The 24542-nt window shown below is 65.7% G+C and carries 24 protein-coding genes, 1 tRNA gene and 1 pseudogene; 12 read left to right on the top strand and 14 right to left on the bottom strand.

Annotated elements, in window-relative coordinates; all coding sequences use genetic code 11:
* Window positions 1–55: 55 nt before the first annotated feature.
* Entirely contained in the window at window positions 56–1102 is a 1047-nt protein-coding gene (locus QO259_RS12800; RefSeq protein ID WP_285950243.1) for a GGDEF domain-containing protein, read from the top strand.
* A gap of 18 nt (window positions 1103–1120) precedes the next feature.
* Here QO259_RS12800 and QO259_RS12795 read toward each other — a convergent pair whose 3' ends face one another.
* The 8 genes from QO259_RS12795 to QO259_RS12760 form a co-directional block, all read right to left on the bottom strand.
* On the bottom strand, window positions 1121–1849 hold the full coding sequence (locus QO259_RS12795) for a phosphatase PAP2 family protein (RefSeq protein ID WP_207032174.1): 729 nt from the start codon (window positions 1847–1849) through the stop codon (window positions 1121–1123).
* Between the two features lie 246 nt (window positions 1850–2095).
* Complete coding sequence (locus QO259_RS12790) at window positions 2096–4948, bottom strand: valine--tRNA ligase (RefSeq protein ID WP_285950242.1); 2853 nt, start codon at window positions 4946–4948, stop codon at window positions 2096–2098.
* Between the two features lie 163 nt (window positions 4949–5111).
* Window positions 5112–5537, bottom strand: a complete 426-nt coding sequence (locus QO259_RS12785) for a DNA polymerase III subunit chi (RefSeq protein WP_285950241.1) — start codon at window positions 5535–5537, stop codon at window positions 5112–5114.
* A gap of 182 nt (window positions 5538–5719) precedes the next feature.
* The gene (locus tag QO259_RS12780) at window positions 5720–6460 is read right to left on the bottom strand and encodes an SDR family oxidoreductase (RefSeq protein WP_207032162.1); all 741 of its coding nucleotides are present in this window, start codon (window positions 6458–6460) and stop codon (window positions 5720–5722) included.
* A gap of 67 nt (window positions 6461–6527) precedes the next feature.
* Window positions 6528–6926 (bottom strand): VOC family protein, encoded by a 399-nt coding sequence (locus QO259_RS12775; RefSeq protein ID WP_035474010.1) that lies wholly within the window; start codon window positions 6924–6926, stop codon window positions 6528–6530.
* Window positions 6927–7037: 111 nt separating this feature from the next.
* Window positions 7038–8183, bottom strand: coding sequence for a branched-chain amino acid aminotransferase (locus tag QO259_RS12770; RefSeq protein ID WP_207032160.1), 1146 nt, complete (start codon window positions 8181–8183; stop codon window positions 7038–7040).
* Between the two features lie 187 nt (window positions 8184–8370).
* On the bottom strand, window positions 8371–8655 hold the full coding sequence (locus tag QO259_RS12765; RefSeq protein ID WP_285950240.1) for a YciI family protein: 285 nt from the start codon (window positions 8653–8655) through the stop codon (window positions 8371–8373).
* Between the two features lie 175 nt (window positions 8656–8830).
* Window positions 8831–10348, bottom strand: coding sequence for a leucyl aminopeptidase (locus QO259_RS12760; RefSeq protein ID WP_285950239.1), 1518 nt, complete (start codon window positions 10346–10348; stop codon window positions 8831–8833).
* Between the two features lie 252 nt (window positions 10349–10600).
* On the opposite strand from QO259_RS12760, the gene lptF reads away from it, so the two are divergent.
* From lptF to bfr, 4 genes are all read left to right on the top strand, one after another.
* Window positions 10601–11677, top strand: a complete 1077-nt coding sequence (lptF, locus tag QO259_RS12755) for an LPS export ABC transporter permease LptF (protein ID WP_285952777.1) — start codon at window positions 10601–10603, stop codon at window positions 11675–11677.
* A complete protein-coding gene (gene lptG / locus QO259_RS12750) occupies window positions 11677–12741 on the top strand; it encodes an LPS export ABC transporter permease LptG (RefSeq protein WP_035474004.1) in 1065 nt (354 codons plus the stop codon). The genes lptF and lptG overlap by 1 nt, the downstream gene beginning before the upstream one ends.
* Window positions 12742–13050: 309 nt before the next feature.
* A complete protein-coding gene (locus tag QO259_RS12745; protein ID WP_035474002.1) occupies window positions 13051–13254 on the top strand; it encodes a (2Fe-2S)-binding protein in 204 nt (67 codons plus the stop codon).
* Between the two features lie 454 nt (window positions 13255–13708).
* Window positions 13709–14191, top strand: coding sequence for a bacterioferritin (bfr, locus tag QO259_RS12740; RefSeq protein WP_035474000.1), 483 nt, complete (start codon window positions 13709–13711; stop codon window positions 14189–14191).
* 293 nt (window positions 14192–14484) lie between these two features.
* On the opposite strand, the gene QO259_RS12735 is transcribed toward bfr, so the two are convergent.
* From QO259_RS12735 to QO259_RS12715, 6 genes and pseudogenes are all read right to left on the bottom strand, one after another.
* A complete protein-coding gene (locus QO259_RS12735) occupies window positions 14485–15267 on the bottom strand; it encodes a 5-(carboxyamino)imidazole ribonucleotide synthase (RefSeq protein ID WP_285952776.1) in 783 nt (260 codons plus the stop codon).
* A 98-nt stretch (window positions 15268–15365) separates the two neighbouring features.
* A pseudogene (locus tag QO259_RS20370) lies at window positions 15366–15536 on the bottom strand (5-(carboxyamino)imidazole ribonucleotide synthase); the annotation flags it as partial.
* A gap of 41 nt (window positions 15537–15577) precedes the next feature.
* Window positions 15578–16108, bottom strand: a complete 531-nt coding sequence (purE, locus tag QO259_RS12730) for a 5-(carboxyamino)imidazole ribonucleotide mutase (RefSeq protein WP_285950238.1) — start codon at window positions 16106–16108, stop codon at window positions 15578–15580.
* Between the two features lie 154 nt (window positions 16109–16262).
* Complete coding sequence (locus QO259_RS12725) at window positions 16263–16493, bottom strand: DUF1653 domain-containing protein (RefSeq protein WP_207032146.1); 231 nt, start codon at window positions 16491–16493, stop codon at window positions 16263–16265.
* The gene (gene tcdA / locus QO259_RS12720; RefSeq protein WP_285950237.1) at window positions 16486–17334 is read right to left on the bottom strand and encodes a tRNA cyclic N6-threonylcarbamoyladenosine(37) synthase TcdA; all 849 of its coding nucleotides are present in this window, start codon (window positions 17332–17334) and stop codon (window positions 16486–16488) included. Before tcdA ends, QO259_RS12725 begins: the two co-directional genes overlap by 8 nt.
* A complete protein-coding gene (locus QO259_RS12715; protein ID WP_285950236.1) occupies window positions 17331–18155 on the bottom strand; it encodes a pseudouridine synthase in 825 nt (274 codons plus the stop codon). Before QO259_RS12715 ends, tcdA begins: the two co-directional genes overlap by 4 nt.
* A gap of 125 nt (window positions 18156–18280) precedes the next feature.
* Between QO259_RS12715 and QO259_RS12710 the strand changes: the two genes are divergently transcribed.
* The 7 genes from QO259_RS12710 (at window position 18281) to QO259_RS12680 (ending at window position 24442) form a co-directional block, all read left to right on the top strand.
* Window positions 18281–18994 carry an SIR2 family NAD-dependent protein deacylase gene (locus QO259_RS12710; RefSeq protein ID WP_285950235.1) on the top strand — a complete coding sequence of 238 codons (714 nt, stop codon included), beginning with the start codon at window positions 18281–18283 and terminating at the stop codon, window positions 18992–18994.
* A gap of 263 nt (window positions 18995–19257) precedes the next feature.
* Window positions 19258–20211 (top strand): bile acid:sodium symporter family protein, encoded by a 954-nt coding sequence (locus QO259_RS12705; protein WP_285952775.1) that lies wholly within the window; start codon window positions 19258–19260, stop codon window positions 20209–20211.
* A gap of 131 nt (window positions 20212–20342) precedes the next feature.
* A complete protein-coding gene (locus QO259_RS12700; RefSeq protein ID WP_285950234.1) occupies window positions 20343–20996 on the top strand; it encodes a glutathione S-transferase family protein in 654 nt (217 codons plus the stop codon).
* Window positions 20997–21150: 154 nt separating this feature from the next.
* Window positions 21151–21942: a tRNA-uridine aminocarboxypropyltransferase gene (locus QO259_RS12695; RefSeq protein ID WP_502949151.1), complete on the top strand. Its 792-nt coding sequence runs from the start codon at window positions 21151–21153 to the stop codon at window positions 21940–21942.
* Between the two features lie 74 nt (window positions 21943–22016).
* A tRNA-Arg gene (locus QO259_RS12690) sits at window positions 22017–22093 on the top strand.
* Window positions 22094–22251: 158 nt separating this feature from the next.
* A complete protein-coding gene (locus QO259_RS12685; RefSeq protein ID WP_285950233.1) occupies window positions 22252–23046 on the top strand; it encodes a nucleotidyltransferase domain-containing protein in 795 nt (264 codons plus the stop codon).
* A gap of 808 nt (window positions 23047–23854) precedes the next feature.
* A complete protein-coding gene (locus QO259_RS12680; protein WP_285950232.1) occupies window positions 23855–24442 on the top strand; it encodes a hypothetical protein in 588 nt (195 codons plus the stop codon).
* Window positions 24443–24542 lie beyond the last annotated feature (100 nt).

The following is a 24542-nucleotide window of genomic DNA, read 5'->3' as shown; positions in this document are numbered from 1 at the left end:
CGTCACGCGTCCCCCCGATACTCTGCCGGTAGAGCGCCGCCGCAGTTTCGAGATCATGGCCGAAATCTACTTGCTGGCGCTGTGCCTGCAGGCTCTCGTCGCTCCTTGGCTCTATCTGCTCGGCTATGAGGTCCTGGGGCATCTGAATCTCGTCTGTTTGCTCGCCTACACGCTGGCGCTGCGTCTGCATCGGCGCCTGTGGGTAGCGCTAGCCCTGGGCGTGAAATTGAGCGCGTTTCTCTCGCTGCTGATCTATGGCGCCTCGGTGGTGGGTAGTGGCAGCAGTATCGTCTACTGCCTACTGTTCGCTGAGGTGGAGCTGATGCTCTCCGATCTGCGCCGACGGACCAAGTTGCTATTGACTGCCGGGCTGGCACTGCTGGCGCTGGGCGTCGAGGACCTGCCCGGGCTCAATTCGCTGCCGCTGGGTCCACGCGATCATCTGCTGGCGAACATCGTGCTGGTGGCGGTTTTTGCCATGCTGTGCATGGTAATCCTGCGCATGCTCACGATCACCGATCGCCACGAGTACCGCTATCGCCGGGATGCCATGCACGACTCGCTGACCCTGGTGCTCAATCGCCGCGCCATCTTCGAGAAGGCCTCGGCCTATTGGCGCCAGCAGACGCCGTTCGCGATGATCCTGGTGGACGCCGATCACTTCAAGGAGATCAACGACAACTTCGGCCATACCGCGGGCGATGCGGTACTGCACCATCTGGCCGGCGTGCTCAGCGACGCGCTGCGTGGCGAGGACGACGTTGGGCGCGTCGGCGGCGAGGAGTTCCTGCTGCTGTTGCCCGAGACCGGTATCGCCGAGGCCGTGACGGTCGCCGAGCGCATTCGCGTGCGGCTGGCGCGACGCCCGTGTCAGTTCAGTGGCCAACTGATGCCGGTGACGCTGTCGATGGGGATCGCCTGTGCCGACGAGGGTGGGCATTTGCAGAGCATCATCGAGCTCGCCGACCGGCGGCTGTATGCCGCCAAGTCGGCCGGGCGCAATCAGGTGGTATCCGAAGGGCATGTCGAGAGCGCCAGCTCACGTAATGCCGGGCGGTTGTCGCGCGGGGTGCAGGATGCGCTGGAATCAGAGGGGCTATAGTCTCAGCCCCTCAGTCCCTCAGCCCAGGTGCACACGCTGCGGCAGCCAGCGCGCCAGCGCGCGCTGAACCCGGCCGGCGGTAGCGGCCGCCAGCGGCGTGCACAGGACCCACGGCAGGGCGATCAGGGCGATGCTCAGCGCGCCCATGTAGACATCGCTGAACCAGTGCGCGCCGACCATGATGCGCGGCGCGCTCAGCAGCACCACGAAGGCCACGCTGAGCAAGGCGATGCGGCGCGCGGCGAAGCGCAGCATGAAGCCGGCGAACACCATCAGCATCAGCCCGTGGTCACCGGGGAAGCTGTTCGATGCCGAATCCTTGGTCGGAATCGAGACCACGTCGGTCAGGCGCATGGCGTTGGCGAAGAAGCGGGTCGGGCTGGGGTGGCCATAGCTGATGCCCTTGGTGGTGAACAGCGCCAGCACGCCGGCGGTGAGCACCATGGTCACGCCGATACCGATCCAGCGCGTCAGGCGCTGAGGATGCGGATCGCGGCGCATGGCCCACAGGAACAACAGGCCCATGATCGCCAGCGAGATCATGTCGAAGGCGCGGTGGTTGAGAATCGCCAGGGTGTCGTCCCACCAGTTGGGCTCGGGGGTGATCAGGGCGTTGAAGAACCAAAAGATGCGATCGTCGAGATCGTTCCACAGCACGCCGTGGGGCCAGGCCCAGCTCAACAGCAGCAGCAGGCCGGTGACGTTGAAAGCGACGATACGCTTGAGATCGAGACGAGAACGGGTCATGAACGAGCCTTGCCGGATGGCGTTGCAAGAAGCGGTAAGGCCGTCATTTTAAGTTAAGCTCGGCATAAGAAACAATGTTTCTTAACCATGCAGACTTCTTCGCGTCATCTTCCGATGCTAGACATCGGCGCCAGGCAGCGTCCAGAGCGGCCCCGATGGGACCGACAAGGGGGCCGAAAAGCCAGCGGCCCCGCCAGATGGCGGGGCCGCTTGAGTCACTGCAGGCCGTCGGTCAGCGCGAGGCGATCAGCCGTCGAGTTCGGCGATCTTGTTGCGCTGCTCGACCAGATGCTGGCGCGCTGCCAGATACTCATTGAGCTTGCCGCGCTCCTTCTCGACCACCGCCTCCGGGGCCTTGGCCACGAAGCTGTCGTTGGAGAGCTTCTTCTCGATGCCGACGATCAGCTTGTCCTGCTTGTCGATCTCCTTGGCCAACCGTGCCAGTTCGGCCTCCTTGTCGATCAGGTCGGCCATCGGCACCAGCACTTCCATGTCGCCCACCAACTGGGTCGCGGCCAGCGGTGCCTGGGCCGGATCTTCGAGCCAGGTGACGCGTTCCAGCTTGGCCAGCTTGGCCAGGAACAGCCGATTGGCCTCGAGGCGTTCACGGTCGCCGGCGTCGCCCTTGGTCAGCAGCACCTCCAGCGGCTTGCCGGGGGCGATGTTCATCTCGGCGCGAATGTTGCGCACGGCGACGATCACACCCTTGAGCCACTCGATGTCACGGATCGCCTGCTCGTCGACGGTCGAGGGGGCGGCCTCAGGCCACGGCTGGGTCATCAGGCTGGCGCTGTCGCCGAAGGCGGTGCCGGCCAGCGGCGCGACGCGCTGCCAGATCTCTTCACTGATGAACGGCATCATCGGGTGCGCCAGACGCAGCACCGTCTCCAGTACGCGCACCAGGGTACGCCGGGTGCCGCGCTTGGCTTCCGGCGCCGCGGCGGCGTCCCACAGCACCGGCTTGGAGAGCTCCAGGTACCAGTCGCAGTACTCGTTCCAGACGAAGTCGTAGAGCGCCTGGGAGGCGTGGTCGAAGCGGTACTCCTCGAGCGCCCTGGTGACCTGGGCCGCGGTCTGCTGCAGGCGCGAGACGATCCAGCGGTCGGCCAGCGACAGCGCCACCGGGGCGTCGTCGAGGCCGACGTCTTCGCCCTCGGCGTTCATCAGCACGTAGCGCGAGGCGTTCCACAGCTTGTTGCAGAAGTTGCGATAGCCGTCGAGGCGGCCCATGTCGAACTTGATATCGCGGCCGGTGGTGGCCAGCGAGAGGAAGGTGTAGCGCAGGGCGTCGGTGCCGTGGGCCTCGATACCCTCCGGGAACTCGGCGCGGGTGGCCTTCTCGATGGCGCGCGCCTTCTGCGGCTGCATCATGTTGCCGGTACGCTTGGCCACCAGGGTCTCAAGGTCGATACCGTCGATCAGATCGATCGGGTCGAGCACGTTACCCTTGGACTTCGACATCTTCTGGCCCTGGCTATCGCGCACCAGGCCGTGGACGTAGACGGTCTTGAACGGCACCTCGTCGGTGAACTTCAGCGTCATCATGATCATCCGGGCGACCCAGAAGAAGATGATGTCGAAACCGGTCACCAGCACGCTGGTGGGGTGGAAGGTCGCCAGTTCCGGGGTCTTCTCCGGCCAGCCCAGGGTGCCGAAGGTCCACAGGCCCGAGCTGAACCAGGTATCCAGCACGTCTTCGTCCTGGGTGAGCGCTACCTCGGCGCCGAGGTCGTGCTTGGTGCGCGCCTCTTCCTCGCTGCGCGCCACATAGACGTTGCCCTCGGCGTCGTACCAGGCCGGAATGCGGTGGCCCCACCACAGCTGACGCGAGATGCACCAGTCCTGCAGATCGCGCATCCAGGCGAAGTACATGTTCTCGTAGTTCTTGGGCACGAACTGGATATCGCCGTTCTCCACCGCGGCGATGGCCGGCTTGGCCAGCTGCTCCACGGCGACGAACCACTGATCGGTGAGCAGCGGCTCGATGACGTCGCCGGAGCGGTCGCCGTAGGGCAGGGTGTTGCTGATCGTCTCGATCCGTTCGAGTAGCCCGGCGGCCTCCATGTCGGCGACGATGCGCTCGCGCGCCTCGAAGCGGCCGAGCCCGGCGTAGGCGGCGGGCAGGCTGAGGTCGATGTCGCCCCGCGGCTGGCCCTGGAGATCGAACGCCTCTGCGCGTTCGAGGATGGTGGCATCCTTGGAGAAAACGTTGATCAGCGCATGGTCGTGGCGCTTGCCGACTTCATAGTCGTTGAAGTCGTGGGCCGGGGTGATCTTGACGCAGCCCGAGCCCTTCTCCATGTCGGCGTGCTCGTCGGCGATCACCGGGATGCGGCGGCCGACCAGCGGCAGCTCGATGAACTTGCCGACCAGCGAGGCGTAGCGCGGATCTTCCGGGTTGACCGCCACGCCGGTGTCACCCAGCAGGGTTTCCGGACGCGTGGTGGCGACCACCACGTAGTTCTTGCCATCGGCGGTGGTGACGCCGTCGGCGAGCGGATAGCGGAAGTGCCAGAATTGGCCCTGCTGTTCGCGGTTCTCCACCTCCAGATCGGAGATCGCGGTGTGCAGGGTCGGGTCCCAGTTGACCAGGCGCTTGCCGCGGTAGATCAGCTTCTCTTCATGCAGACGCACGAAGACTTCCTGCACCGCCCGGTAGAAGCCGTCATCCATGGTGAAGCGTTCGCGGTTCCAGTCGACGCTGGCGCCCATGCGTCGCAACTGACGCGTGATATGGCCGCCGGACTCCGCCTTCCACTCCCAGATCTTGTCGGTGAACGCCTCGCGCCCGAGATCGTGGCGGCTCTTGCCTTCCTCGGCGGCGACCTTGCGCTCCACCAGCATCTGAGTGGCGATGCCGGCGTGGTCGGTGCCCACCTGCCACAGGGTGTTGTTGCCGCGCATCCGCCGCCAGCGGGTCAGCGTGTCCATGATGGTGTCCTGGAAGGCGTGACCCATGTGCAGGCTGCCGGTGACGTTGGGCGGCGGGATCATGATCGAGAACGGCTCGCCCTGGCCGCTGGGGGCGAAGTGGCCATCCGCTTCCCAGCGTTGATACCAGCGGGTTTCGATCTGATCGGGTTGGTACGTCTTGTCCATGGCGGCTTCTTGACTCGGCAAACGATGGCGGGCACGCAGCGCCCGCGGAGGCGGGCGGCGTGACGAAAATGGCGAGGATTATACCTGCTGAGGGGCGAGCGCGTCAGGTTCGCATCGGCGCTTGGGCGGTCCGCTGCGCCCGCGATCGAGAGTGTTGCGCCGCTTACAGCTTGTGCGCTTCGACCCGGTAGCCGCGATCCTTGTAGGTCTTCCAGCAGGCGCGCTTGGTGCGCAGCACCTCCTGATGCTGGTTGATGATCTCGGCGACGCGCTCGACCCGGGAGAACCATTCGGGAATGTCGTCGTGCAGATTGAGCAGCGCCTGCACGCCGGGTTCCGGGGCGGCCTGCCAGCCGATGCTCACCGGTGGCACCGGCCCCACGTCGTCGCCCACCACCGCATGCGGCACATAGCTCTCGTCGCGGAATTTCCACAGGTGCTCGTCGAACTGGCGCGCCATCGCTTCGTCCTGGGTATGCACATGCAAGCGATAGCCCTTGCGGTAGATCGTCTCCGCCAGGCGACAGGCGAAATCGAAGCGCGCCTCCAGCGTGGTGTCCTGAAGGATGTAGAAGTCGACTTTGGTCATAAATGCCCTTCGGGGAGCTGTAAGCGGCGAGATGGGTGGCCTCACACGAACTCGCGCGATTGCGCGAGCGAGTTTCAGCCAAGGCGAATCCAGCCAAGCGAGCGCAGTCGAGGGGGCTTCAATGCGCATCGCGAAGCTGGATTCAACGCCGCATGGGCGACGCGCAGCCAATCGATAGAGGACTAGACGCCGCCGTCGACGTCGACCAGCGCCCCGGTGGTGAACCCGGCTTCGGCCAGCCACAGCACCGCGTTGGCGATCTCTTCCGGTTCGCCAATGCGGCCCATCGGGATCACCTCGCCGGCGACATCTGGCTTGTCCGGATTGCCGCCGCTGGCGTGAATGGTGGTGCGGATCACCCCGGGGCGCACGGTGTTGACGCGGATGCCCTCGCCGGCGACCTCCTTGGCCAGGCCTTCGGTCATGGTGTCGATGGCGCCCTTGGAGGCGGCGTAGTCGACGTATTCGCCGGCACCGCCGAGGTGCGAGGCGGCCGAGCCGACATTGATGATCGCGCCGCCGTTGCCGCCGTGGCGGGTAGACATGCGCTTGACCGCTTCACGGGCGCAGACGAAGGGGCCGACCACGTTGATTTTCATCATGCGATCGACGCGCTCGAAGCTCATCTCGTCGACGCGGCTGATCTGGTCGACCACCCCGGCGTTGTTGACCAGTACATCGACCCGGCCCAGCTCGCGGTCGACGGTCTCGAACATGGTGACGATGGCGGCTTCGTCTACCACATCGGCCTGGACGGCGATGGCGCGGCCACCGGCGGCTTCGATCTCGGCGACCACCTTGTCCGCGGAGGCCTTGTCGCTGCGATAGTTGACGGCCACGGCGTAACCCTTCTGGGCGGCCATGAGGGCGGTGGCGGCGCCGATGCCGCGGCCGGCACCGGTCACGATCATGACAGGTTTCATGTGCTCCTCCGATAACAGGGTGAGAGAGTCGGCGCCGCGCCCGAGCGCGACGCCGACAGGCAGCCTATCAGGCTGCGGGTTCTAGCGGATACATGGCGCAGAGCTTGTGGCCATCGGGGTCACGCATATAGGCGAGGAAGAGTTCGCCCATCGGCGTCTGGCGCACGCCGGGTTCGTCCTCGATCGAGGTGGCGCCCAGCGCGACCGCGGTGTCGTGGAAGCGCTGCGCCTGCTCCTGAGAGCTGCAGGTAAAGCCCAGGGTGTCGCCGTTACCCACGGTAGCGGGCTCGCCGTTGATCGGCTCGGTGACGACGAAGACGTTGCCGTCATGGCGATAGGATAGACGCTGCAGGCCGTCGTACTCGAAGCGCTTGCCGGCTTGCGCACCGAGTACGCCGAGCACTTCGTCGTAGAAGCGCTGGGCGCGATCGATATCGTTACTGCCGATCATGATGTGGCTGAACATAGGGCTCTCCTCGAAGGCCTTGGCGATAGTGATCCTCGAAGGCCGTGGCGATAGTGAATAGGGGTTCCCCGGTGAATGGGGATACCCGGGCCGCTTCGCGCCAGGGCGCGATCAGGCCAGACGCACCAGCCAGCCGCGGGTGTCTTCGCTGCGGCCGTACTGGATGTCGAGCAGGCGCTTGCGCAGTTGGGCGCTGACCGCTTCACCCTCCACCGGCGGAGTGGCGATGCGTTCATCCTCGCTCACCAGCTCGCCGATCTGGGTGATCACCGCCGCGGTGCCGCAGGCGAACACTTCGGTGATCTCGCCGCTGGCGACGCCGTCGCGCCACTCGTCGATGCTGATCTGGCGCTCTTCCGGGGTGAGGCCGGCATCGCGCGCCAGTTCGAGGATCGAATCGCGGGTCACGCCTTCGAGGATGGTGCCACTCAGCGCCGGGGTGACCAGGCGGCCGTCACGGTAGACGAAGAACAGGTTCATGCCGCCCAGCTCTTCGATCCACTTGTTCTCGGCCGCGTCGAGGAAGGCGACCTGGGCGCAACCGTGCTGCTCTGCTTCGGCCTGGGCCAGCAGCGAGGCGGCATAGTTGCCACCGCACTTGGCGAAGCCGGTGCCGCCGGGGGCGGCGCGCTTGTAGTGGGAGGAGAGCCAGATCGAGACCGGCTTGCCGCCGCCCTTGAAGTAGGAAGCCGCCGGCGAGGCGATCAGGTAGTAGTCGACCTCGGCGGCCGGCTTCACGCCCAGCGACTTGCCGTTGCCGATCATGAATGGGCGCAGGTAGAGGCTGCACTCTTCGCTGTCGTTCTGCGGCGTCGGCACCCAGGCGGCGTCCTGGGAGACCAGCGCTTCGAGGGAGCCGAGGAAGGTTTCGTCGTCGAGTTCCGGCAGCGCCAGGCGACGCGCCGAGGCGCGGAAGCGCGCGGCGTTCTTCTGCGGGCGGAAGGTCCACACCGAACCGTCGGCATGACGATAGGCCTTGATGCCCTCGAAGATCTCCTGGCCGTAGTGCAGCACCGGCGAGGCGGGGTCGATCAGCAGCGGCCCATAGGGGCGAAGTTCGCCACGCTGCCAGCCGTCCTGCTTGGTCCAGCGTACGTGCACCATGTGATCGGTGAAGAAGCGGCCGAAGCCCGGATTGGCGAGAATCTCGTTGCGCAGGTTGGCATCGAGCGGGTTGGACGAGAGGCGAACTTCGAATCCTTGAGTGGACACTGCGACTTCTCCTGGCGGCCCCGGATGATGGCGGCGCGGTGGCATTCGCGCGCCGGCCGGCGGGCATACGATCGGTGACGGTGGGTCCGCATCACGCGCTTGGGCGAAGACGCGCCGCGGCGGCGACGTCAACGCGGGGCGGCGCTGGCGGAAGGGTCAAATTAGCATGCAAAGCGTATTCTGCGAAGAGGGGCCGTGGCCGCATCGGCGCGGCGGCCACGGTGTCGCCGGCTCAGCCCTTTAGCGCTTCGAAGCCGGGGGCGGTCAGGGTGATGGCGCACTCGGCGATGTCGTAGTCGGCGAGGTCATGGACCTTGAACGGGTCCGCGGCCAGGCACGCCTCGAGCGCCGGGCGCTCGGCGTGGGAGAGCAGTACGCCGCCGGTGCGCGGCACCTTGCGCCCGGAGGCGGTCAGCAGCCCCTGGGCGTAGGCGTCATGGAGCCACGCCATGTGGCCCTCGACATGCGGCTCGATACGCTCGAGCGGCACCTTGTAGGTGAGTGAAACGATGAACATCCCACGGCTCTCCTGATTCACTTCTCATCGATGTCAAAAAACCGCCGTGAGGCCCCGGAGGGGCGTCACGGCGGGTTCCGCTCTGCAGCGCGGCGTCGTCACCGGCCCGTGGACCTCGGTCGATCACCACCGGTGAGCGGTGGCGGGGCGCCTGTGGGGCTCAAAGACGTGCCGCTCAGGTCTCGTCGGTGACCACGTGCTCGCTCTCGCGGTCGAGCAGGTAGCGCGTGAGCAGGCCCACCGGACGCCCGCTGGCGCCTTTCTGCTTGCCGCTGTGCCAGGCGGTACCGGCGATGTCCAGATGCGCCCAGGGGTAGCTGTCGGCGAAGCGCGAGAGGAAACAGGCGGCGGTGATGCTGCCCGCCGGGCGTCCGCCGATATTGGCCAGATCGGCGAAGTTGGACTCCAACTGGGCCTGGTAGTCGTCCCACAGCGGCATGTGCCAGGCGCGGTCCCAGGCGGTCTCGCCGGCTTCGAGCAGGTCGAGGGCGAGATCGTCGTCGTTGGAGAAGAGCCCACTGGCGTGGTCGCCCAGGGCGATCACGCAGGCGCCGGTGAGGGTGGCGATATCGACCACACTGGCCGGCTGGAAGCGCTCGGCGTAGGCCAGGGCGTCGCACAGCACCAGGCGCCCCTCGGCGTCGGTGTTGAGGATCTCGACGGTGAGCCCCTTGAGCGTTTTGACGATATCGCCGGGCTTGATCGCGCGGCCGTCCGGCATGTTCTCGGCGCTGGCGACGATGGCGATCACGTTGAGCTTGGGCTTTAGCGCGATCACGCTCTTCATGGTGCCGAACACGCTTGCCGCGCCGCACATGTCGAACTTCATCTCGTCCATGCCGGCGCCCGGCTTGAGCGAGATGCCGCCGGTATCGAAGGTGATGCCCTTGCCCACCAGCACGTGGGGCGCCTCTTCGGGGTCCGCCGCGCCCAGGTACTTCATCACGATCAGCTTGGAGGGTTCGGCGCTGCCACGGCCCACGGCGAGCAGGGAGTGCGCGCCCAGTGCTTCGAGTTGGGCCTCGTCGAGCACCTCGACCTCGAGGCTGCCGCCGGCTTCACCGGCCAGCGTCTCGGCCTGGTCGGCGAGGTAGCTGGGGGTGCAGATATTGCCGGGCAGGTTGCCCAGGGTGCGCGCCAGGTTGACCCCGTCGCCGAGGGCAGCCCCGATACGTGCGCCACGCTCGGCCGCTTCGCTCTGGCCGCTGTCGGCGATCAGCAGTTCGACCCGGTTGAGCGCCGGCAGCGGGCTCGGCGTGGATTTGCACTCGTTGAAGCGGTAGACCGCCTGGGTCGCCGCATCCAGCGTCATCTGGGTGTTCCAGGCGATATCACGGTCGGCGATGACGGCATCGCTGAAGCCCACCGCGACGCTGTCCACCGGCAGCTTGGCGACGGCGGCGAAGGCCGCGTCCAGCGCCTTGCGCAGGCCGCCCTCGTTGAACTTGGCGCGCTCGCCCAGGCCCACCAGCAGCAGGCGCTCGGCGGAGAGCCCCGGGGCGAACGGCACCAGCTGTACGTCGCCCAGATTGGGGGTGAAGTCACCGCGCTCCAGCAGCTGCGCGATCAACCGCTCGCTGGCGTCGTCCAGCTTGGCCACGGTGGGCAGCAGCTCGCCATCCTGGAACAGCGGCACCACCAGACAGGCGGTCTCGACCTTGGCCGGGTTGACGCTGAGTACGGAAAATTCCATGTCGTCTCCAATGAACGATTGCGCTGGCTTCGCGTCACAGGTCTCGGCAACGAGACAAGTGCGCGGGTAATCGGGATAATGGCCTGGGCCGCGCCGGCGTGTGCCGCTCGTCGCGGCCCAGCGCCGCGCCCGGGGTTGCAGGCGCAGCCCGCAAGACGCCTCAGTTTACGCAAAGCGGGGGGCGATGCACAAGCCCGCCCGCCGCCGGAACGCACGCCGTGCGGTGGCAGGAAGCCAGATCAGGAGTCGATGTTGATTGTATTCCGCTATTTGACCCGCGAGATCCTGCTGACGATGTCGGCGGTCGCTGGCGTGCTGCTGCTGGTGATCATGGGTAGCCGCTTCATCCGCTACTTCACCGACGCCGCCCAGGGCGAGCTGCCGCTCAGCGCGCTGGGGTCGCTGATGCTGTTCCACATGCCCAGCTTCATGGAGCTGGTGCTGCCGCTGGCGTTCTTCATCGCGATCCTGCTCGCCTACGGTCAGCTCTATCTCAACAGCGAGATCACCGTGCTGGTGGCCTGCGGCATGAGCCCCAGCCGCCTGCTTCAGGTCACGCTGCTGCCGGCGCTGCTGATCGCCGTGCTGGTCGGTGCCTGCAGCCTGTGGCTGACCCCTTACGGCGCGCTGCACAACGAGCGTCTGATCGAGCAGCAGAAGAGCCAGCTCGACTTCTCGCTGCTCACCCCGGGGCGCTTCCAGGACTTCGGCAGCGGCCGTACCGCCTATACCCAGGCGCTCAACGATGACCGCTCGCGTATGGAAGACGTCTTCATCAGCGAGCAGGGCAAGGGCAGCGACGGCGGCCAGCAGGTGGTGACCCGCGCCGAGAGCGGCTATCAGACCGTCGACCCCAAGACCGGCAGCCGCTTCCTGGTGCTCTCCAACGGCACCCGCTACAGCGTCGACCCGGGTAGCCCGGTGGCCGAGCGACTCGCCTTCGGCAGCTATGCGGTGCGTCTCTCCACCGACGGCGAGACCGATATCGGCGACGACACCGAGTTGATGAGTACCCGCAAGCTGGTCGAGCAGGGCGACAGCGAGGCGATGGCGCAGCTGCAGTGGCGCCTGTCGATGCCGCTGATGGTACCGATCCTGACCCTGCTGGCGCTGCCACTGTCGCGGGTCAATCCGCGCCAGGGGCGCTTCGCCAAGCTGCTGCCGGCGCTGTTTCTGCATGTCAGCTATCTGAGCCTGCTGCTGGCGGCCCAGGATGCGATCGCCCGCGGCAGCCTGCCGGCGAGCGTCGGCATGTGGCCGATCCACGGCGTCTATCTGCTGCTCGGCCTGATTCTGCTGCGCCGCGACCAGCGCCAAGGAGGCCGCTGATGCTGCTCGACCGTCTCGACCGTTACATCGCGCGCAACGTCCTCGGCGCCATGCTGGTGGTGCAGGTGATGGTGCTGGGCCTCGACCTGGTGATCTCCTACATCAATGACCTGGGTGACGTCTCCGGCAACTACTCCGCCTTCGACGTGCTGCTCTATCTGTTGATGCGACTGCCCTGGCGCTTCTACGAATACGCCCCGGTGGCGGTGCTGATCGGTGCGCTGGTGGGGCTGGGCTCGATGGCCTCGAGCAACGAGCTCACCGTGATGCGCGCCGCCGGGCGCTCGCTCGGGCGTATCCTGGTCGGCGTGCTCAAGCCGCTGCTGCTGGTGATCCTGATCACCATGGGCATCGGCGAGTTCGTCAGCCCCGCCACCGAGCAGCACGCCGCGGCCTGGCGTCTGGAGCAGTCCGAGGGCGCCGATGCGGTGCTCGAACGCGGTGGCGGCTGGCAGCGCGAGGGCGACAACTTCTATCGCTTCGGCACCATCCGCGCCGACGACACCGTGATCAACGTGCGCCGCTACGAGTACGACGGCCAGCGCCTGGTGGAAGCGTCCGAAGCCCAGCGCGCGGTATGGAACGGCAAGGCGTGGACGCTGGAGAACGTCAAGACCACCTACTTCGACGCCGACGGCACCCGGGTCGAGTCGAAGCCCACCGCGACCTGGCATACCGATTTGACGCCGGCCCAGCTCAACCGCCTGCTGCGCCCGCTCAACAGCCAGCGCATGAGCAGCCTGTGGCAGTACGCCAGCTATCTGCGCTCCCAGGGGCAGGAGGCGACCCAGCCGCTGCTCTACTTCTGGCAGAAGAGCCTGTTGCCGGTCACCCTGGCCGGGCTGGTGCTGCTGGCGGCTTCGTTCGTGTTCGGCCCGCTGCGCAGCGTCGCCGCCGGCACGCGGATCTTCTACGGCGTGATCGTGGGGCTGTCGTTCAAGTACCTGCAGGATCTGCTGGCCCCCGCCTCGGTGCTGTTCGGCTTTTCGCCGGCGCTGGCGGTGGTGGTGCCGACCGCGGTGTGCTATCTGCTCGGCATCTGGCTGCTGCGCCGCACCGGTTGATCCCAGCGCTGCCGTGCCTCGGCTCACATGATGATCAGAACGACGCCGCACTCCTGGAGTGCGGCGTCTTGCGTTGGGGCGTTTCACATAGGGGCGTTTAGTGTGGGTTCGGGGCCGTCGAATGGCGTCTGAGTTCTGGGATGCGGTGGTCGGTCCGAGCGAGAGAGGGCGGAAGAGGGCGGCTGATGCCTTTGCTAAGTCTGCGCTAAGAAAGCGTGGCTAACGTGAGCGAGATGATTGTGATTCGGACTTGAAAGTGACTATGCGAATCATTTACATTCACCGTCACGTTGAGCGCGAGGATCTGCCGTGTACGTCTGTCTCTGCCTGGGTGTCACCGACCGCGATATCGAAAGCGCCGTGAGCGATGGCGCCCGCAGCTGGCGCGAAGTGCGCGAAGTCACCGGCTGCGCCGGACAGTGCGGCAAGTGCGCCTGCACCGGCAAGCGCGTGATGCGTGATGCGATCAGCGAACAGTTGAGCTTCGACCCGGATCTCGCCTACGCGGTGTGACTCATCGGGCATTATCCCCACACCGCATGCCTCGCCTGTTGTCTGTCTGCGCTTTTTTCGTCTCCACGACAGGTCGTATGGACGGCTTTTCCCGCCTTCGCGCTCTTGCCTTTCCGTGTCATTGGTAGCCTGTATTCCTGTCTTTCTGCATGACACCAGCACTTCCTGCTGGTGAGCTTCCCTTGAGTAGTCCAAGTTGTCAGCCGTCGGTAAGGGCTGGCGGGCCGGTGCGTCAGCGTGCCACGCTCGGTGCAGCGCGACTCGTTATCAGCCGCGTTTTCACCTGCCAATTGCTGGCAGATGCGATGATTTCGTAAGTCACTGTAATAGTTGTAATTTCTCGATGCCTTGTGGATACTGCCAGGATCGGACCGACGCCACCTTGTGGTAGCGTACTCCGTCAGGGAGCGCCCGCTGCTTCCCCACGCCAGTTACCCATGAGGAGAACACGACAATGAAAGGCGACCCGAAGGTCATCAGCTATCTGAACACCGTCCTCGGCAACGAGCTGGTGGCGATCAACCAGTACTTCCTGCACAGCAAGATGTACAAGGACTGGGGCTTCAACGTGCTCGCCAAGTGGGAGTACGAGGAGTCGATCGAGGAGATGCAGCACGCCGACAAGCTGATCGAGCGCATCCTGTTCCTCGAAGGCATCCCCAACCTGCAGGACCTGGGCAAGCTCAACATCGGCGAGAACGCCAAGGAGATGCTGGAGAGCGATCTCAAGATCGAGCACAAGGCGCGTGCCGACCTGCAGGAAGCGATTCCCTACTGTGAATCCGTGCGTGACTACGTCAGCCGCGATCTGTTCATCAAGATCCTCGACGACGAAGAAGAGCATATCGACAAGCTCGAAGCGGAGCTGGGCCTGATCGACAAGGTCGGCATCCAGAACTACCTGCAGAAGCACATGTTCGGCGACGAGAAGGAGTGAGCGCAGGCTCAATACGCTCCACGGGCCGGGTCTGAGCGGACCCGGCTCGCGCCAGCATGAGGCTGGAACCTAAAAGGCCCCGCTGTCATCGACAGCGGGGCCTTTCAGGTTTTTCGAGCGTGCTGCAGGGCGACTCGTTGTCGTACGGTGCCTAGGTGCTGTCTGAAAAGTCGACGAGCGAAGGCCAAGCAAGGCAAAAATCGGCGAAAACGCGGAGTTTACGGGGTGTAAATGAGCATTTTGAGCCGATTTTTAACGCCGCATGGGCGAGCGCAGTACTTTTCAGGCAGTGCCTAGCCCAGATCGTTGACCAACAGCGCCCCCACCGCGGCAACCCGCTCGGCCAGCGTCTCGTCGTCGGCGGCGAGCACGGTGATATGACCGATCTTGCGGCCCGGCCTGGGCGCCTTGCCGTAGTCGTGCCAGCGCGTGCCGGGCACGGCGAGCACTGCGTCGCGCTCGGGGAAGGCGCCGATCACGTTGAGCATGGCGCAGGGTGCCAGGCGGGCGGTCTCGCCCAGCGGCAGCCCGGCCACCGCGCGCACGTGGTTCTCGAACTGGCTGGTGACCGCGCCCTCGATGCTCCAGTGGCCGGAGTTGTGCACCCGCGGGGCGATCTCGTTGGCCAGCAGGCCGGCGTCGGTGACGAAGAACTCGAACGCCATCACCCCGACATAGTCGAGCTCGCGCATCACCCGGCTGGCGTAATCCTCGGCCTGAGCCTGCAGCGGGTGCGCCACCTGCGGTACCGAGCAGTGCAGGATGCCCTGGCGATGCGCGTTGCGCACCACCGGCCAGTGGCGGATCTCGCCGTCCCGGGCGCGCACTGCGATCACCGAGATCTCGTGATCGAAGTCGATGAAGCCCTCGAGGATCAGCGGCACGCCGCCGAGCTCGGCGAAGGTGCCACTGACGTCGGTGGGCTCGCGCATCACCTTCTGGCCCTTGCCGTCGTAACCCAGGGTGCGGGTCTTGACCACCGCGGGCAGACCGATCTCGGCCACCGCGGCGTCGAGATCGGCCTGGCTGTCGATGCGCGCGATCGGCGGCACGGCGATATCCAGCTCGCGGAACAGCGACTTCTCCAGCCAGCGGTCGCGGGCGGTGGAGAGCGCCTGGGCCGGGGGAAGGCCGGGCGCTGCTCGGCGAGACGGGCGACCGCCTCGGCCGGCACGTTCTCGAACTCGAAGGTGATCGCATCGCAGTTCGCGGTCAGCGCTGCGAGCGCCGCCGGGTCCTGCCAGTCGGCCTGCAGGTGCTCGCCGTGTGCCGCTGCGCAGGGCTCGCTGCCCGGGTCGAGAAAGGTGAAGCGCAGGTCGAGCGGGGCGCCGGCCTGGGCGAGCATGCGGCCGAGCTGGCCGCCACCGACGATTCCGATTCGCATGATCAGCTCTCGCTCTGGTCGTGGTCGTGGTCGTGGTCGGGGGCGCTGGGGCGCGGATCGGGGGACTCGAGCACCTTGCGCGTCTGCTCGGCGCGGTAGGCTTCCAGCGCGGTGCGGATGCGCTCGTCGTGATTGGCCAGCATGGCGGCGGCGAGCAGGGCGGCATTGATCGCCCCGGCGCGGCCGATCGCCAGCGTGGCGGTGGGGATGCCCGCCGGCATCTGCACGATCGAGAGCAGCGAGTCGACCCCGGATAGGGTGCTCGACTTGACCGGTACGCCCAGCACCGGCAGGCGGGTCTTGGCCGCGCACATGCCGGGCAGATGGGCGGCGCCGCCGGCGCCGGCGATGATCACTTCGAGCCCCCGGTCGGCCGCGGTCTCGGCGTACTCGAACAGCAGGTCCGGGGTGCGGTGGGCGGAGACCACCTGGGTTTCGTGCTCGATGCCGAGCTGCTCCAGGGTCTCGACGGTATGGCAGAGGGTCGACCAGTCCGACTTCGACCCCATGATGACGCCGACGCGTACGCTCATGCTTCCTCCCGGGGGAAAGGCTCGACCGCCGCGGCTTGTGGGTTGTCAGGCGGCGTCGAGATACGGTTTGGAAAGCGGCGCATTATACCCGTCATGGGGCCGCGCAGACAGTCACTCTCGGGGGGAGAAATACGGCGAGGGCTTGACCGATCGGTCAGCGGAACGCCTTCTCCAGGGCGAAGCGCGGCACCGGTTCGCCGCTCACGTCGACCTGCTCGCAGAACATCTCCAAAGGCCGGGCCCAGACGCCATAGTCGCCGTAGAGAGCGCGGTAGATCACCAGACGCTCCTCGCTCTCGCTGTGCTGGGCCACGTCCAGCACCTCATAAAGCTGGCCCTTGTAGTGGCGATAGATGCCCGGAACCGGGCGGCTCGAATCACTCATGCGATGCGGACTCCTGCGTGGATGTTGCAGCGGGCGAAGTACTCTCTGGCGCGTCGGCCTGGGCGCGCCGCGCCAAGCGGCTGAGAACCCGCGCGGCGGCGGTGAAACCGAAGCTGCCGGTGACCACGCTCACCGCGCCGAAGCCGGCGGCGCAGTCCAGCCGTGTGGCCTGACCCGGTGCCGGCTTGTGCTGGCACACCTCACCATCGCTGCCAGGGTAGACCAGTTGTTCGTCGGAGTAGACGCATTCGATGCCGAAACGGCGCTTGGGGTTGCGCGAGAAGCCGTAGTCTCGGCGCAGCTTCGAGCGCACCTTGGCCAGCAGCGGATCGTGCTCGGTGCGGGTGAGATCCGCGACCTGGATCCGGCTGGGGTCGCTCTGGCCGCCGGCGCCGCCGGTCACCGTGATCGCCAGCTTGCGCCGCTGGCAGTAGTGGATCAGCGCCGCCTTGGCGCCGACGTGGTCGATGGCGTCGATCACATGGTCGGCGTCGGCGGGGATGCGCTCGGCCAGATTGGTCGGGGTGATGAAGGCTTCGTCGGCGACCACCTCGATACCCGGCCAGATCGCGCGGCAGCGCTCGGCCAGCACGGCCACCTTGGGCTTGCCGATCTCGCCGTCGAGGGCGTGGAGCTGGCGATTGACGTTGGAGACGCAGACATCGTCGAGATCGATCAGGGTCAGTTTGCCGATCCCCGAGCGCGCCAGCGCTTCGGCGCTCCAGCTCCCCACGCCGCCGACCCCGACCACCACCACGTGGGCGCGGCGGAAGGCGTTGGCGGCGCGGGTGCCGTAGAGGCGGCGGATACCGCCGAAGCGGAAGTCGTAGTCGTCGGTCATGGGCTCTCGGGGTTGGGTTCTGCCAGCGTCGTGGTGGCGGGGTGTGTGATGGACCGAGTGACGCTGGGCGGGTCGAAGCGCGCGCTGTCGCTGACGGCGTGGGCCTGCCAGCCGAAGCGTGCCAGCAGCGCGGCGAAGGCGGCGTCCGGCGCCGCGGTCAGGCTCAGCCAGCGCTCGGCATAAGGGTGCCAAAGGCGCAGCTCGGCGGCGTGCAGCAGCAGGTGCGGGCACGCCAGATGGTCGCGGAAGTAGCGGTTGTGGATACCCTTGCCGTGCTTGGCATCGTTGATGATCGGGTGCCCGCAGCGCGCCAGATGGCGGCGAATCTGATGGCGCCGGCCGGTCTCCGGGCGCGCTTCCATCAGCGCATAGCGCGACTGCGGATAGCGCTCGATCGCTACCGGAATCTCGACGCAGGCGAGCCGGCGCAGATGGGTCAGCGCCGGCTGGGCCGGCATTTCCGCCTTGGGCCGGATGCCATCCTCCTCGCGCAGCGGCGCATCGACGCTCAGTGCCTCCGGGCCCCAGCCGCGCACCACCGCCAGATAGCGCTTGGTCACGCGCTTGTCGGTGAACGCCTGGGTCAGTGCGGCGGCGGCCTCACTATCGAGGGCGAACACCAGCACGCCGCCGGTGGGGCGGTCGAGCCGGTGTACCGGGTAGACGTGCTGGCCGATCTGATCGCGCAGGGTCTGCATCACGAAGCGCGTCTCGCCGCGGGCCAGGGCGGTACGATGCACCAGCATGCCCGGCGGCTTGGCCACCGCGATCATCTGGGCGTCGCGATAGAGCACTCGAAGGGGCGGCGTGGCGGCGTTCATCGAAACTGTCGGGGTCGTGGCGTGGGGCGCTATTGTCGGGTCTGGGCAGGGTGATCTCAAGTGCCGCCCCTGCAGTGCCGTGCTAGGGTGCCCAGACAAGCGATGCGCCACCCCAGGGATCTTCCATGACCGAGACTCGCATGCCCCACCTCGTCGTGCTCACCGGTGCCGGTATCAGCGCCGAGAGTGGGCTCAAGACCTTTCGTGACGGCGACGGCCTGTGGGAGAACCATCGGGTCGAGGATGTCGCCACGCCCGAGGCCTGGGCGCGCGACCCGGCCAGCGTGCTGCGCTTCTACGACGAGCGCCGCCAGCAGACCCGCCGCGCCCGGCCCAACCCCGCCCATCGCGCGCTGGCCGAGCTGGAAGCGGCCGGCTTCCGGGTCGATGTGATCACCCAGAACATCGATGACCTGCACGAGCGCGCGGGCTCGACCCGGGTGCTGCACCTGCACGGCGAGATTCTGCTGGCGCGCTCCTCGGTGGATGACAAGCTGCGCTATCCGCTCACTCGCGGCGGTATCGCGCTGGGCGACCTGTGCGACAAGGGCAGCCAGCTACGCCCGGACGTGGTCTGGTTCGGCGAGGCGGTGCCGCGCTACGCCGAGGCCTGCGATATCGTCGCCGAGGCCGACGCGCTGCTGGTGGTCGGCACCTCGCTGGCGGTGATGCCGGCGGCGCTCCTGCTCGAACAGGCGCCGCTGGATGCCCCCTGCTGGCTGATCGACCCCCAGGCCCGCGACCTCGCACCGCCGGGCGTGGCGCCCATCGCCGAACCCGCCAGTCAGGGCGTGCCGACTCTGGTGGCGCGCTGGAAGGCCCAGGGCGGGTTCGAGTAGCGGGGGCGAGCGGGGCTCGAGTAGTGGGTTCGCCCAGAGGTTTCGAGCAGAGGATATGCGCCGACGATTCGCGTCGCCGTTGCGATGGGTGGCTTCCTCGCGCCCGAATCCTGCGGCATGATAGCCGGCTAAGGAATTAAGCAGTCAAGACGCCAAGCAGTTGAGAAGCCAAGCAGCTAAACAACAGAACAATAGAAGTAGACCCAAAGACGACGCCAAGAGCCGCGCGCAGCGGCCATCACGATCATTCAACGCCAGGACACATCTTCATGTTCGAACGCATCAACCGGCTGTTTCCGGTCTGGGCCATCCTGCTGGCCACTCTCGCTGCCTTCCAGCCGCAGCTCTTCGTCGGCTTCAAGGCCGATATCAAGATGCTGCTGGTGGTGATCATGTTCGCCATGGGGCTGACCCTGACCCGCGAAGACTTCGCCCGCGTGGTCAAGGCGCCCAAGCCGGTCGCCGTCGGGGTCGTCCTGCAGTTTCTGATCATGCCGCTCGCTGCGCTGCTGGTCTCGCGCGTGCTCGGCCTGGGGCCGGAACTCACCACCGGCATGGTGCTGGTCGGCGCCACCGCCGGCGGCACCTCGTCCAACGTCATGACCTGGCTCGCCGGCGGGCACGTGGCGCTCTCGGTGACCATGACCATGGTCTCCACGGTGATCTCGGTGGTGGCCACGCCCTTCATCACCTGGCTGCTGGTTGGCCAGAGCATCGATGTGCCGGTACTTGGCATGCTGCTGAGCATCGCTCAACTGGTCATCGCCCCGATCGCCCTCGGGGTGCTGTTCCACCATCTGCTGGGGGCGCGCATCCGCAAGATCGAATCGGCCCTGGCGACGCTGGCGATGGCGGCGATCGTGTTGATCATTGCCATCGTGGTCGCGCTCAACGCCGGCAATCTGGCCACCCTGGGGCCGATCGTGGCGCTGGCGGTGATCGCCCATAACGCCATAGGGCTGTCCGGCGGCTACTGGCTGAGCCGTGCGCTGGGCTTCGATATCCGCACGGCGCGCACCATCGCCTTCGAGGTCGGGCTGCAGAACTCCGGGCTCGCGGTGGCCTTGGCCAACCAGTTCTTCACCGCCGGCGCGGCACTCCCCGGGGCGCTGTTCTCGGTCTGGCACAACGTCTCCGGCTCGCTGCTCGCCGGCTACTGGAAGCAGCGCGGTGTGCCCGCGGCGAAGCAGCCTGAGGCCGAGCGCGCAAAGGGCTGATTGCCTGACACGGTTTCGTCCTCGCGTGGTTTCATACTCGCGCGAGTTCTTCACCACGCGGTTGCGTACTCATGACCAAAGCCCCGGGAGCTTCGGCCCGGGGCGCGGGCTCACCCAAGGAGATACTCGAGATGGCGGATCTGAAACTCTTCTACGCCCCTGGCGCCTGTTCGCTCGCCTCGCACATCGCGCTGGAAGAAGCGGGTGCCGAGTTCGAAGCGGTGCGCATCGACACCGCGGCGGGCGAGCAGCGCTCGGCGGCCTATCTGCGCATCAACCCCAAGGGGCGGGTGCCCGCGCTGGCGGTGGGGGAGACGGTGATCACCGAGAATCCGGCGATCCTGCGCTATGTCTCCCAGCGCTTCCCCGAGTCGGTGCTGTGGCCGAGCACGCTGCTGGAGGATGCCCGCTGCGCCGAATGGCTCGCCTTCCTCGGCTCTGGCGTGCACCCCGTCTACGCCCATGTGCGCCGCCCCGAGCGCTATGCCACGGGTGACGCGGCCAAGGCCGATGTGGTTGAGACCGCCCGCCGCAGCACCCGCGAGCTGTTCGAGATGATCGAAGCGCGCCTGGCCGAGCGTCCGGGCGCCTGGGCCCTGGGGGAGCGCTACAGTGTCGCAGACCCCTACCTCTTCGTCTTCTGGCAGTGGGGCGCCGGTGCCGTGCTCGGCTACGACATGGCCAGCGACTTCCCCGTCTGGAGCGATCACGCCCGGCGCATGCTCGCCCGGCCCGCCGTCGGCCGCGTGCTGGCGCGCGAAGGGCTCGACATCGCGACACCCTGAGCCATCCCTCTGCACCCAGGATGGGATGATGGCATCGCCTGCGGTGGCAAACTTTCCTTGATTGCTGCGTTTGGCCCGCCGCGCAAAGTGATAGACTGCGCGGCCTTTGAGACTGGCTGGAGAGCGGCACCCGATGCGAGACGATGCCGACACCATGATGGCGCGCCCGGCGCGCGACCCCGAGGCAACCCAGGATGCGCAGGACCCGGCGACTGGCCACCCGCGCCCGCCGCGGCGCGAATTCAAGGCCCGCGGCAGCTTCGTCGAGCGTTGCGACGGCTGCCGCCTGCCGGTGCTCAACTGTCTCTGCCCCTACCGGGTGAGCACCACCAGCGACGCCCAGGTCTGGCTGCTCACGCACCCGCTGGAGCACAACAAGCCGACCAACACCGGGCGGCTGATCGCCGATGTGCTGCCGGAGACCCGGGTCTTCGACTGGCACCGCACAGCGCCGGATGAGGGGCTGCTCGCACTGCTCGCCGACCGCCGCTACGTGCCCTTCGTGATCTTTCCCGACGACCAGCCGGACTACCAGCATCGGGTGGTCGACGAGCGCGCCGTGGCCGGGGTCAAGCAGGATGGCTTCATTCCCGTATTCATTCTGCTCGACGGCACCTGGCGCCAGGCGCGGCGGATCTTCCGCAAGAGCCCCTATCTGGACGGCCTGCCGGTGCTGCCGCTGCACACCGACCGCCTGACCCGCTACCGCCTGCGCAAGCCGGCCTCTGCCTCGCACCTGTGCACCGCCGAGGTCGCCGCCGAACTGCTGCGCAAGACCGGCGACGCGGTGGCCGCCGAGGTGCTCGACGACTACTTCGACGCCTTCAACCAGAGCTACGCCGCGAGCCGCTTCTACCACAAGATCGACAAGCCCAGCGCCCCCATGCAGCGCCTGCTCGAGCGTCGCATGGCCGCCCGCGCCAAGGGTTTCCCGCCGCGCGGCTGAGCCGGCCAGCGGTGCCCGCAGCGAGCGAACGGCTCGCCGGCGGGGCGCCTTGAGTGTTATCGTCTCGGCGGTGCGCCCGAATAGCTCAATTGGATAGAGTACCGGCCTTCGAAGCCGTGGGTTGCAGGTTCGAGTCCTGCTTCGGGCGCCAGATCCGATCTCTCCAGCATGTCGGGATCTTCCCGCAAGCCGTCAGAACGCTGCCTTTTCCAGCGAGTCATGTGCTCCCTATCGCTTTTTGTCCCTGGTCGGAAAGCGCTCAATCAGAGAGAGCAGCCCTCATCATGACCTCGAGTGGGAGCCCGTGCCGTGGCCTTCTCCGATAACCTTACGCCCCAGGGCTATCTCACTGAGCCGCCGTGTGCGCCGCTGCAGCCCTCCTTTGCCGGTACCGTCGACGCGGTGTGCCGGGCGCTCGCCGATCAGCTCGGTGCAGGGCTGGATAGCGTCTACGTCTATGGCAGCGTAGCGCGGGGAGAGGCGATACCGGGGACATCCGATCTCGACTTGACCTTGCTCCTGGCCCACCCGCTGACGCCCGCTGCCCAGGCCGACCTCGAGCAGCTGAAGGCCACGCTCGAGGGGCGCCACCCAGAAGTGTCGAAGATCGACTTCGACGTGGGAACGTTGGATGACGCGCTGTCACCGGCCCACCGGTACAGCTGGGGCTACTGGCTCAAGCACCAATGCCGCCATGTGTGGGGTCCGGATCGCCGCCACGCGCTGCCCCGCCACACGCCGTCGCGGACTATCGCCCTTGCGGTCAACGGCGACTTTCCCCAGGTGTTGGCGCGCTACCGGCAGCGTCTCGCCGAAGCTGGCACGCCGAACGAGCGTCGCCGGCTGCAGCGAGAAGCCGCCCGCAAGCTGATCCGCGCTACACACACGCTATGTCACCCCGACGAGACACGCTGGCCAGTGACGCTCGAGGAGCATGTCACGCTGGCCGTCGAGCGCTATCCCGAGCGGGCAGACGACCTGGGCTACTTCTTGCGCATGGCGCGAGATCCTGACGGCGATGCCGACGCCTTCGACGCACGCCTGGCCACCGTCACTGAGTGGATGAGGGCTCAGCTCGCGGAAACCGGCACCGCCGCACTCTGACCCCAATCCCAGTGCTTGCCGCCGCGTCGCCGGTGTGACCCCTCCTCGCGCTCTAAATGGGTTGGTTTTGATGCAGCATTGCAGCGAGCCTAAAGACGCGCCGGTGCGGGGCGGTGGGTTGGCTTCAGCGTCGGAAAAGTGATGCGAAGTTGTGTGTTTTGCAGCGGACTCGACGAAAGGCGGGGAGCGGCGGATAGATAAGGTAAGCAGAATGTGGCAGATTGATACACAAGGTGTTCCTGTGCGGCTTCGAGATGTCTACAGGGGGCCGCGCCAAGGGACAGGCATGTGAAGACAACAGGCGCAGTTGTCAGTGTTATTTTTCAAAATTAGGCTTAAAATCATGAAATTAAATTTCTAGTACAAGAGTATTAAGGGCGCATGCTCTCTTAAGAGAGCATGCGCCTGGTTTTTAAAGTATGCTCGGTATCAATGGAGGTTCTCATATGACTCAGCAATTGATTGAGCAAGCCATCCGTTCTAAGTCGTTAGTGTCATTCAATTACAGCGGTCATACTCGTGTAGCAGAGCCTCACGTGCTTGGTGTAAAGGACGGAGCGTTGCAATTCCTCGGTTATCAGACGGGTGGTTCTAGCAGCTCGGGAAGAGCTCTCCCTGAGTGGCGTCGCTTCGACCTCGCAAAAATTTCCGGGATCTCTATCGTAGACCAGAAGTTTCCTGGTCGCAGGCCATTTACATCTGGCAGACATAGCGTTTGGGAAAGAGAGATTCTTGTGGTTGATGCCTAACAACTCATTCAGTCGATACCGCTTTGCGGCACAGCTTAATTCAGGTGTTAGGTGCTGACATGGATATCTTTACAGTGACTGGAGCTATAGGCTCAGTCTTAGCGATGTTAGGTGGCGGTGCAGTCGTTGTGGCGGGCTTGTCCGGTTGGTTAGGAAAACTATGGGCTGAACGGCTGATGCGAAATTCGACGCAAGAGCACGAAAAAGTTCTGGAAAGAATCCGCGACGAGTATCGGTCAGATCTGGAGAAGTTGAGAAATCGACTAAAAAAATCAGAATTTGTGTTTGAAAAAGAGTTTTTAGCTGCATCTGCCTTAGCTGCGTACCACGAAAAAATAATTCCGATCGGTCAATGTCCCGATATGCATATGAATGATGTATTTGTAAGCATTGCTCGCGATTTTGATGATGTCGAGGTGTGGATTAAAGAATTTGTGTCGGCTCATGGCGCTGTTTTACCTGAGGATGTGGCTAAAAATCTGATGATGGCAGCGCGCATTGCCGGTGAGTTCAAGTTCCGGTTAGGCGAAGGACCCGATGAAGCAGTGGATAGCAGGGCAATCGATGCTGCAGAAGATGTGTACGATCGTGTCCGACTCGCTCGTGATGTGATGAAAGAGCGAGTTTGGAATCAGTCAAGTACCTAGCTTGGCGCTGTGTACAACCGTCCGAAGCGCTTGCGTATTTCGGATCCCCTACTCAGCCTTCGGTCGCTCCGTCGGCAGTTAAGCTTTGGCATTGGAATTA

The sequence above is a fragment of the Salinicola sp. JS01 genome, assembly GCF_030284585.1.
Classification (GTDB): Bacteria; Pseudomonadota; Gammaproteobacteria; order Pseudomonadales; family Halomonadaceae; genus Salinicola.
Note: the sequence above shows the minus strand (reverse complement) of the source record. Positions and strands in the feature narration are given on the sequence as shown.

What these genes read in the sequence shown, in the direction of transcription:
- purE (WP_285950238.1), bottom strand. Translation starts at nt 16,108, where the DNA reads ATGAGCGTACGCGTCGGCGTCATCATGGGGTCGAAGTCGGACTGGTCG.
- bfr (WP_035474000.1), top strand. Translation starts at nt 13,709, where the DNA reads ATGAAAGGCGACCCGAAGGTCATCAGCTATCTGAACACCGTCCTCGGC.
- QO259_RS12715 (WP_285950236.1), bottom strand. Translation starts at nt 18,155, where the DNA reads ATGAACGCCGCCACGCCGCCCCTTCGAGTGCTCTATCGCGACGCCCAG.
- QO259_RS12710 (WP_285950235.1), top strand. Translation starts at nt 18,281, where the DNA reads ATGACCGAGACTCGCATGCCCCACCTCGTCGTGCTCACCGGTGCCGGT.
- QO259_RS12680 (WP_285950232.1), top strand. Translation starts at nt 23,855, where the DNA reads ATGGATATCTTTACAGTGACTGGAGCTATAGGCTCAGTCTTAGCGATG.
- QO259_RS12795 (WP_207032174.1), bottom strand. Translation starts at nt 1,849, where the DNA reads ATGACCCGTTCTCGTCTCGATCTCAAGCGTATCGTCGCTTTCAACGTC.
- QO259_RS12765 (WP_285950240.1), bottom strand. Translation starts at nt 8,655, where the DNA reads ATGTTCATCGTTTCACTCACCTACAAGGTGCCGCTCGAGCGTATCGAG.
- QO259_RS12780 (WP_207032162.1), bottom strand. Translation starts at nt 6,460, where the DNA reads ATGAAACCTGTCATGATCGTGACCGGTGCCGGCCGCGGCATCGGCGCC.
- QO259_RS12725 (WP_207032146.1), bottom strand. Translation starts at nt 16,493, where the DNA reads ATGAGTGATTCGAGCCGCCCGGTTCCGGGCATCTATCGCCACTACAAG.
- QO259_RS12800 (WP_285950243.1), top strand. Translation starts at nt 56, where the DNA reads ATGGCCGAAATCTACTTGCTGGCGCTGTGCCTGCAGGCTCTCGTCGCT.
- QO259_RS12770 (WP_207032160.1), bottom strand. Translation starts at nt 8,183, where the DNA reads ATGCCACCGCGCCGCCATCATCCGGGGCCGCCAGGAGAAGTCGCAGTG.
- QO259_RS12760 (WP_285950239.1), bottom strand. Translation starts at nt 10,348, where the DNA reads ATGGAATTTTCCGTACTCAGCGTCAACCCGGCCAAGGTCGAGACCGCC.
- QO259_RS12695 (WP_502949151.1), top strand. Translation starts at nt 21,151, where the DNA reads ATGATGGCGCGCCCGGCGCGCGACCCCGAGGCAACCCAGGATGCGCAG.
- QO259_RS12775 (WP_035474010.1), bottom strand. Translation starts at nt 6,926, where the DNA reads ATGTTCAGCCACATCATGATCGGCAGTAACGATATCGATCGCGCCCAG.
- QO259_RS12700 (WP_285950234.1), top strand. Translation starts at nt 20,343, where the DNA reads ATGGCGGATCTGAAACTCTTCTACGCCCCTGGCGCCTGTTCGCTCGCC.
- lptG (WP_035474004.1), top strand. Translation starts at nt 11,677, where the DNA reads ATGCTGCTCGACCGTCTCGACCGTTACATCGCGCGCAACGTCCTCGGC.
- QO259_RS12785 (WP_285950241.1), bottom strand. Translation starts at nt 5,537, where the DNA reads ATGACCAAAGTCGACTTCTACATCCTTCAGGACACCACGCTGGAGGCG.
- tcdA (WP_285950237.1), bottom strand. Translation starts at nt 17,334, where the DNA reads ATGACCGACGACTACGACTTCCGCTTCGGCGGTATCCGCCGCCTCTAC.
- QO259_RS12790 (WP_285950242.1), bottom strand. Translation starts at nt 4,948, where the DNA reads ATGGACAAGACGTACCAACCCGATCAGATCGAAACCCGCTGGTATCAA.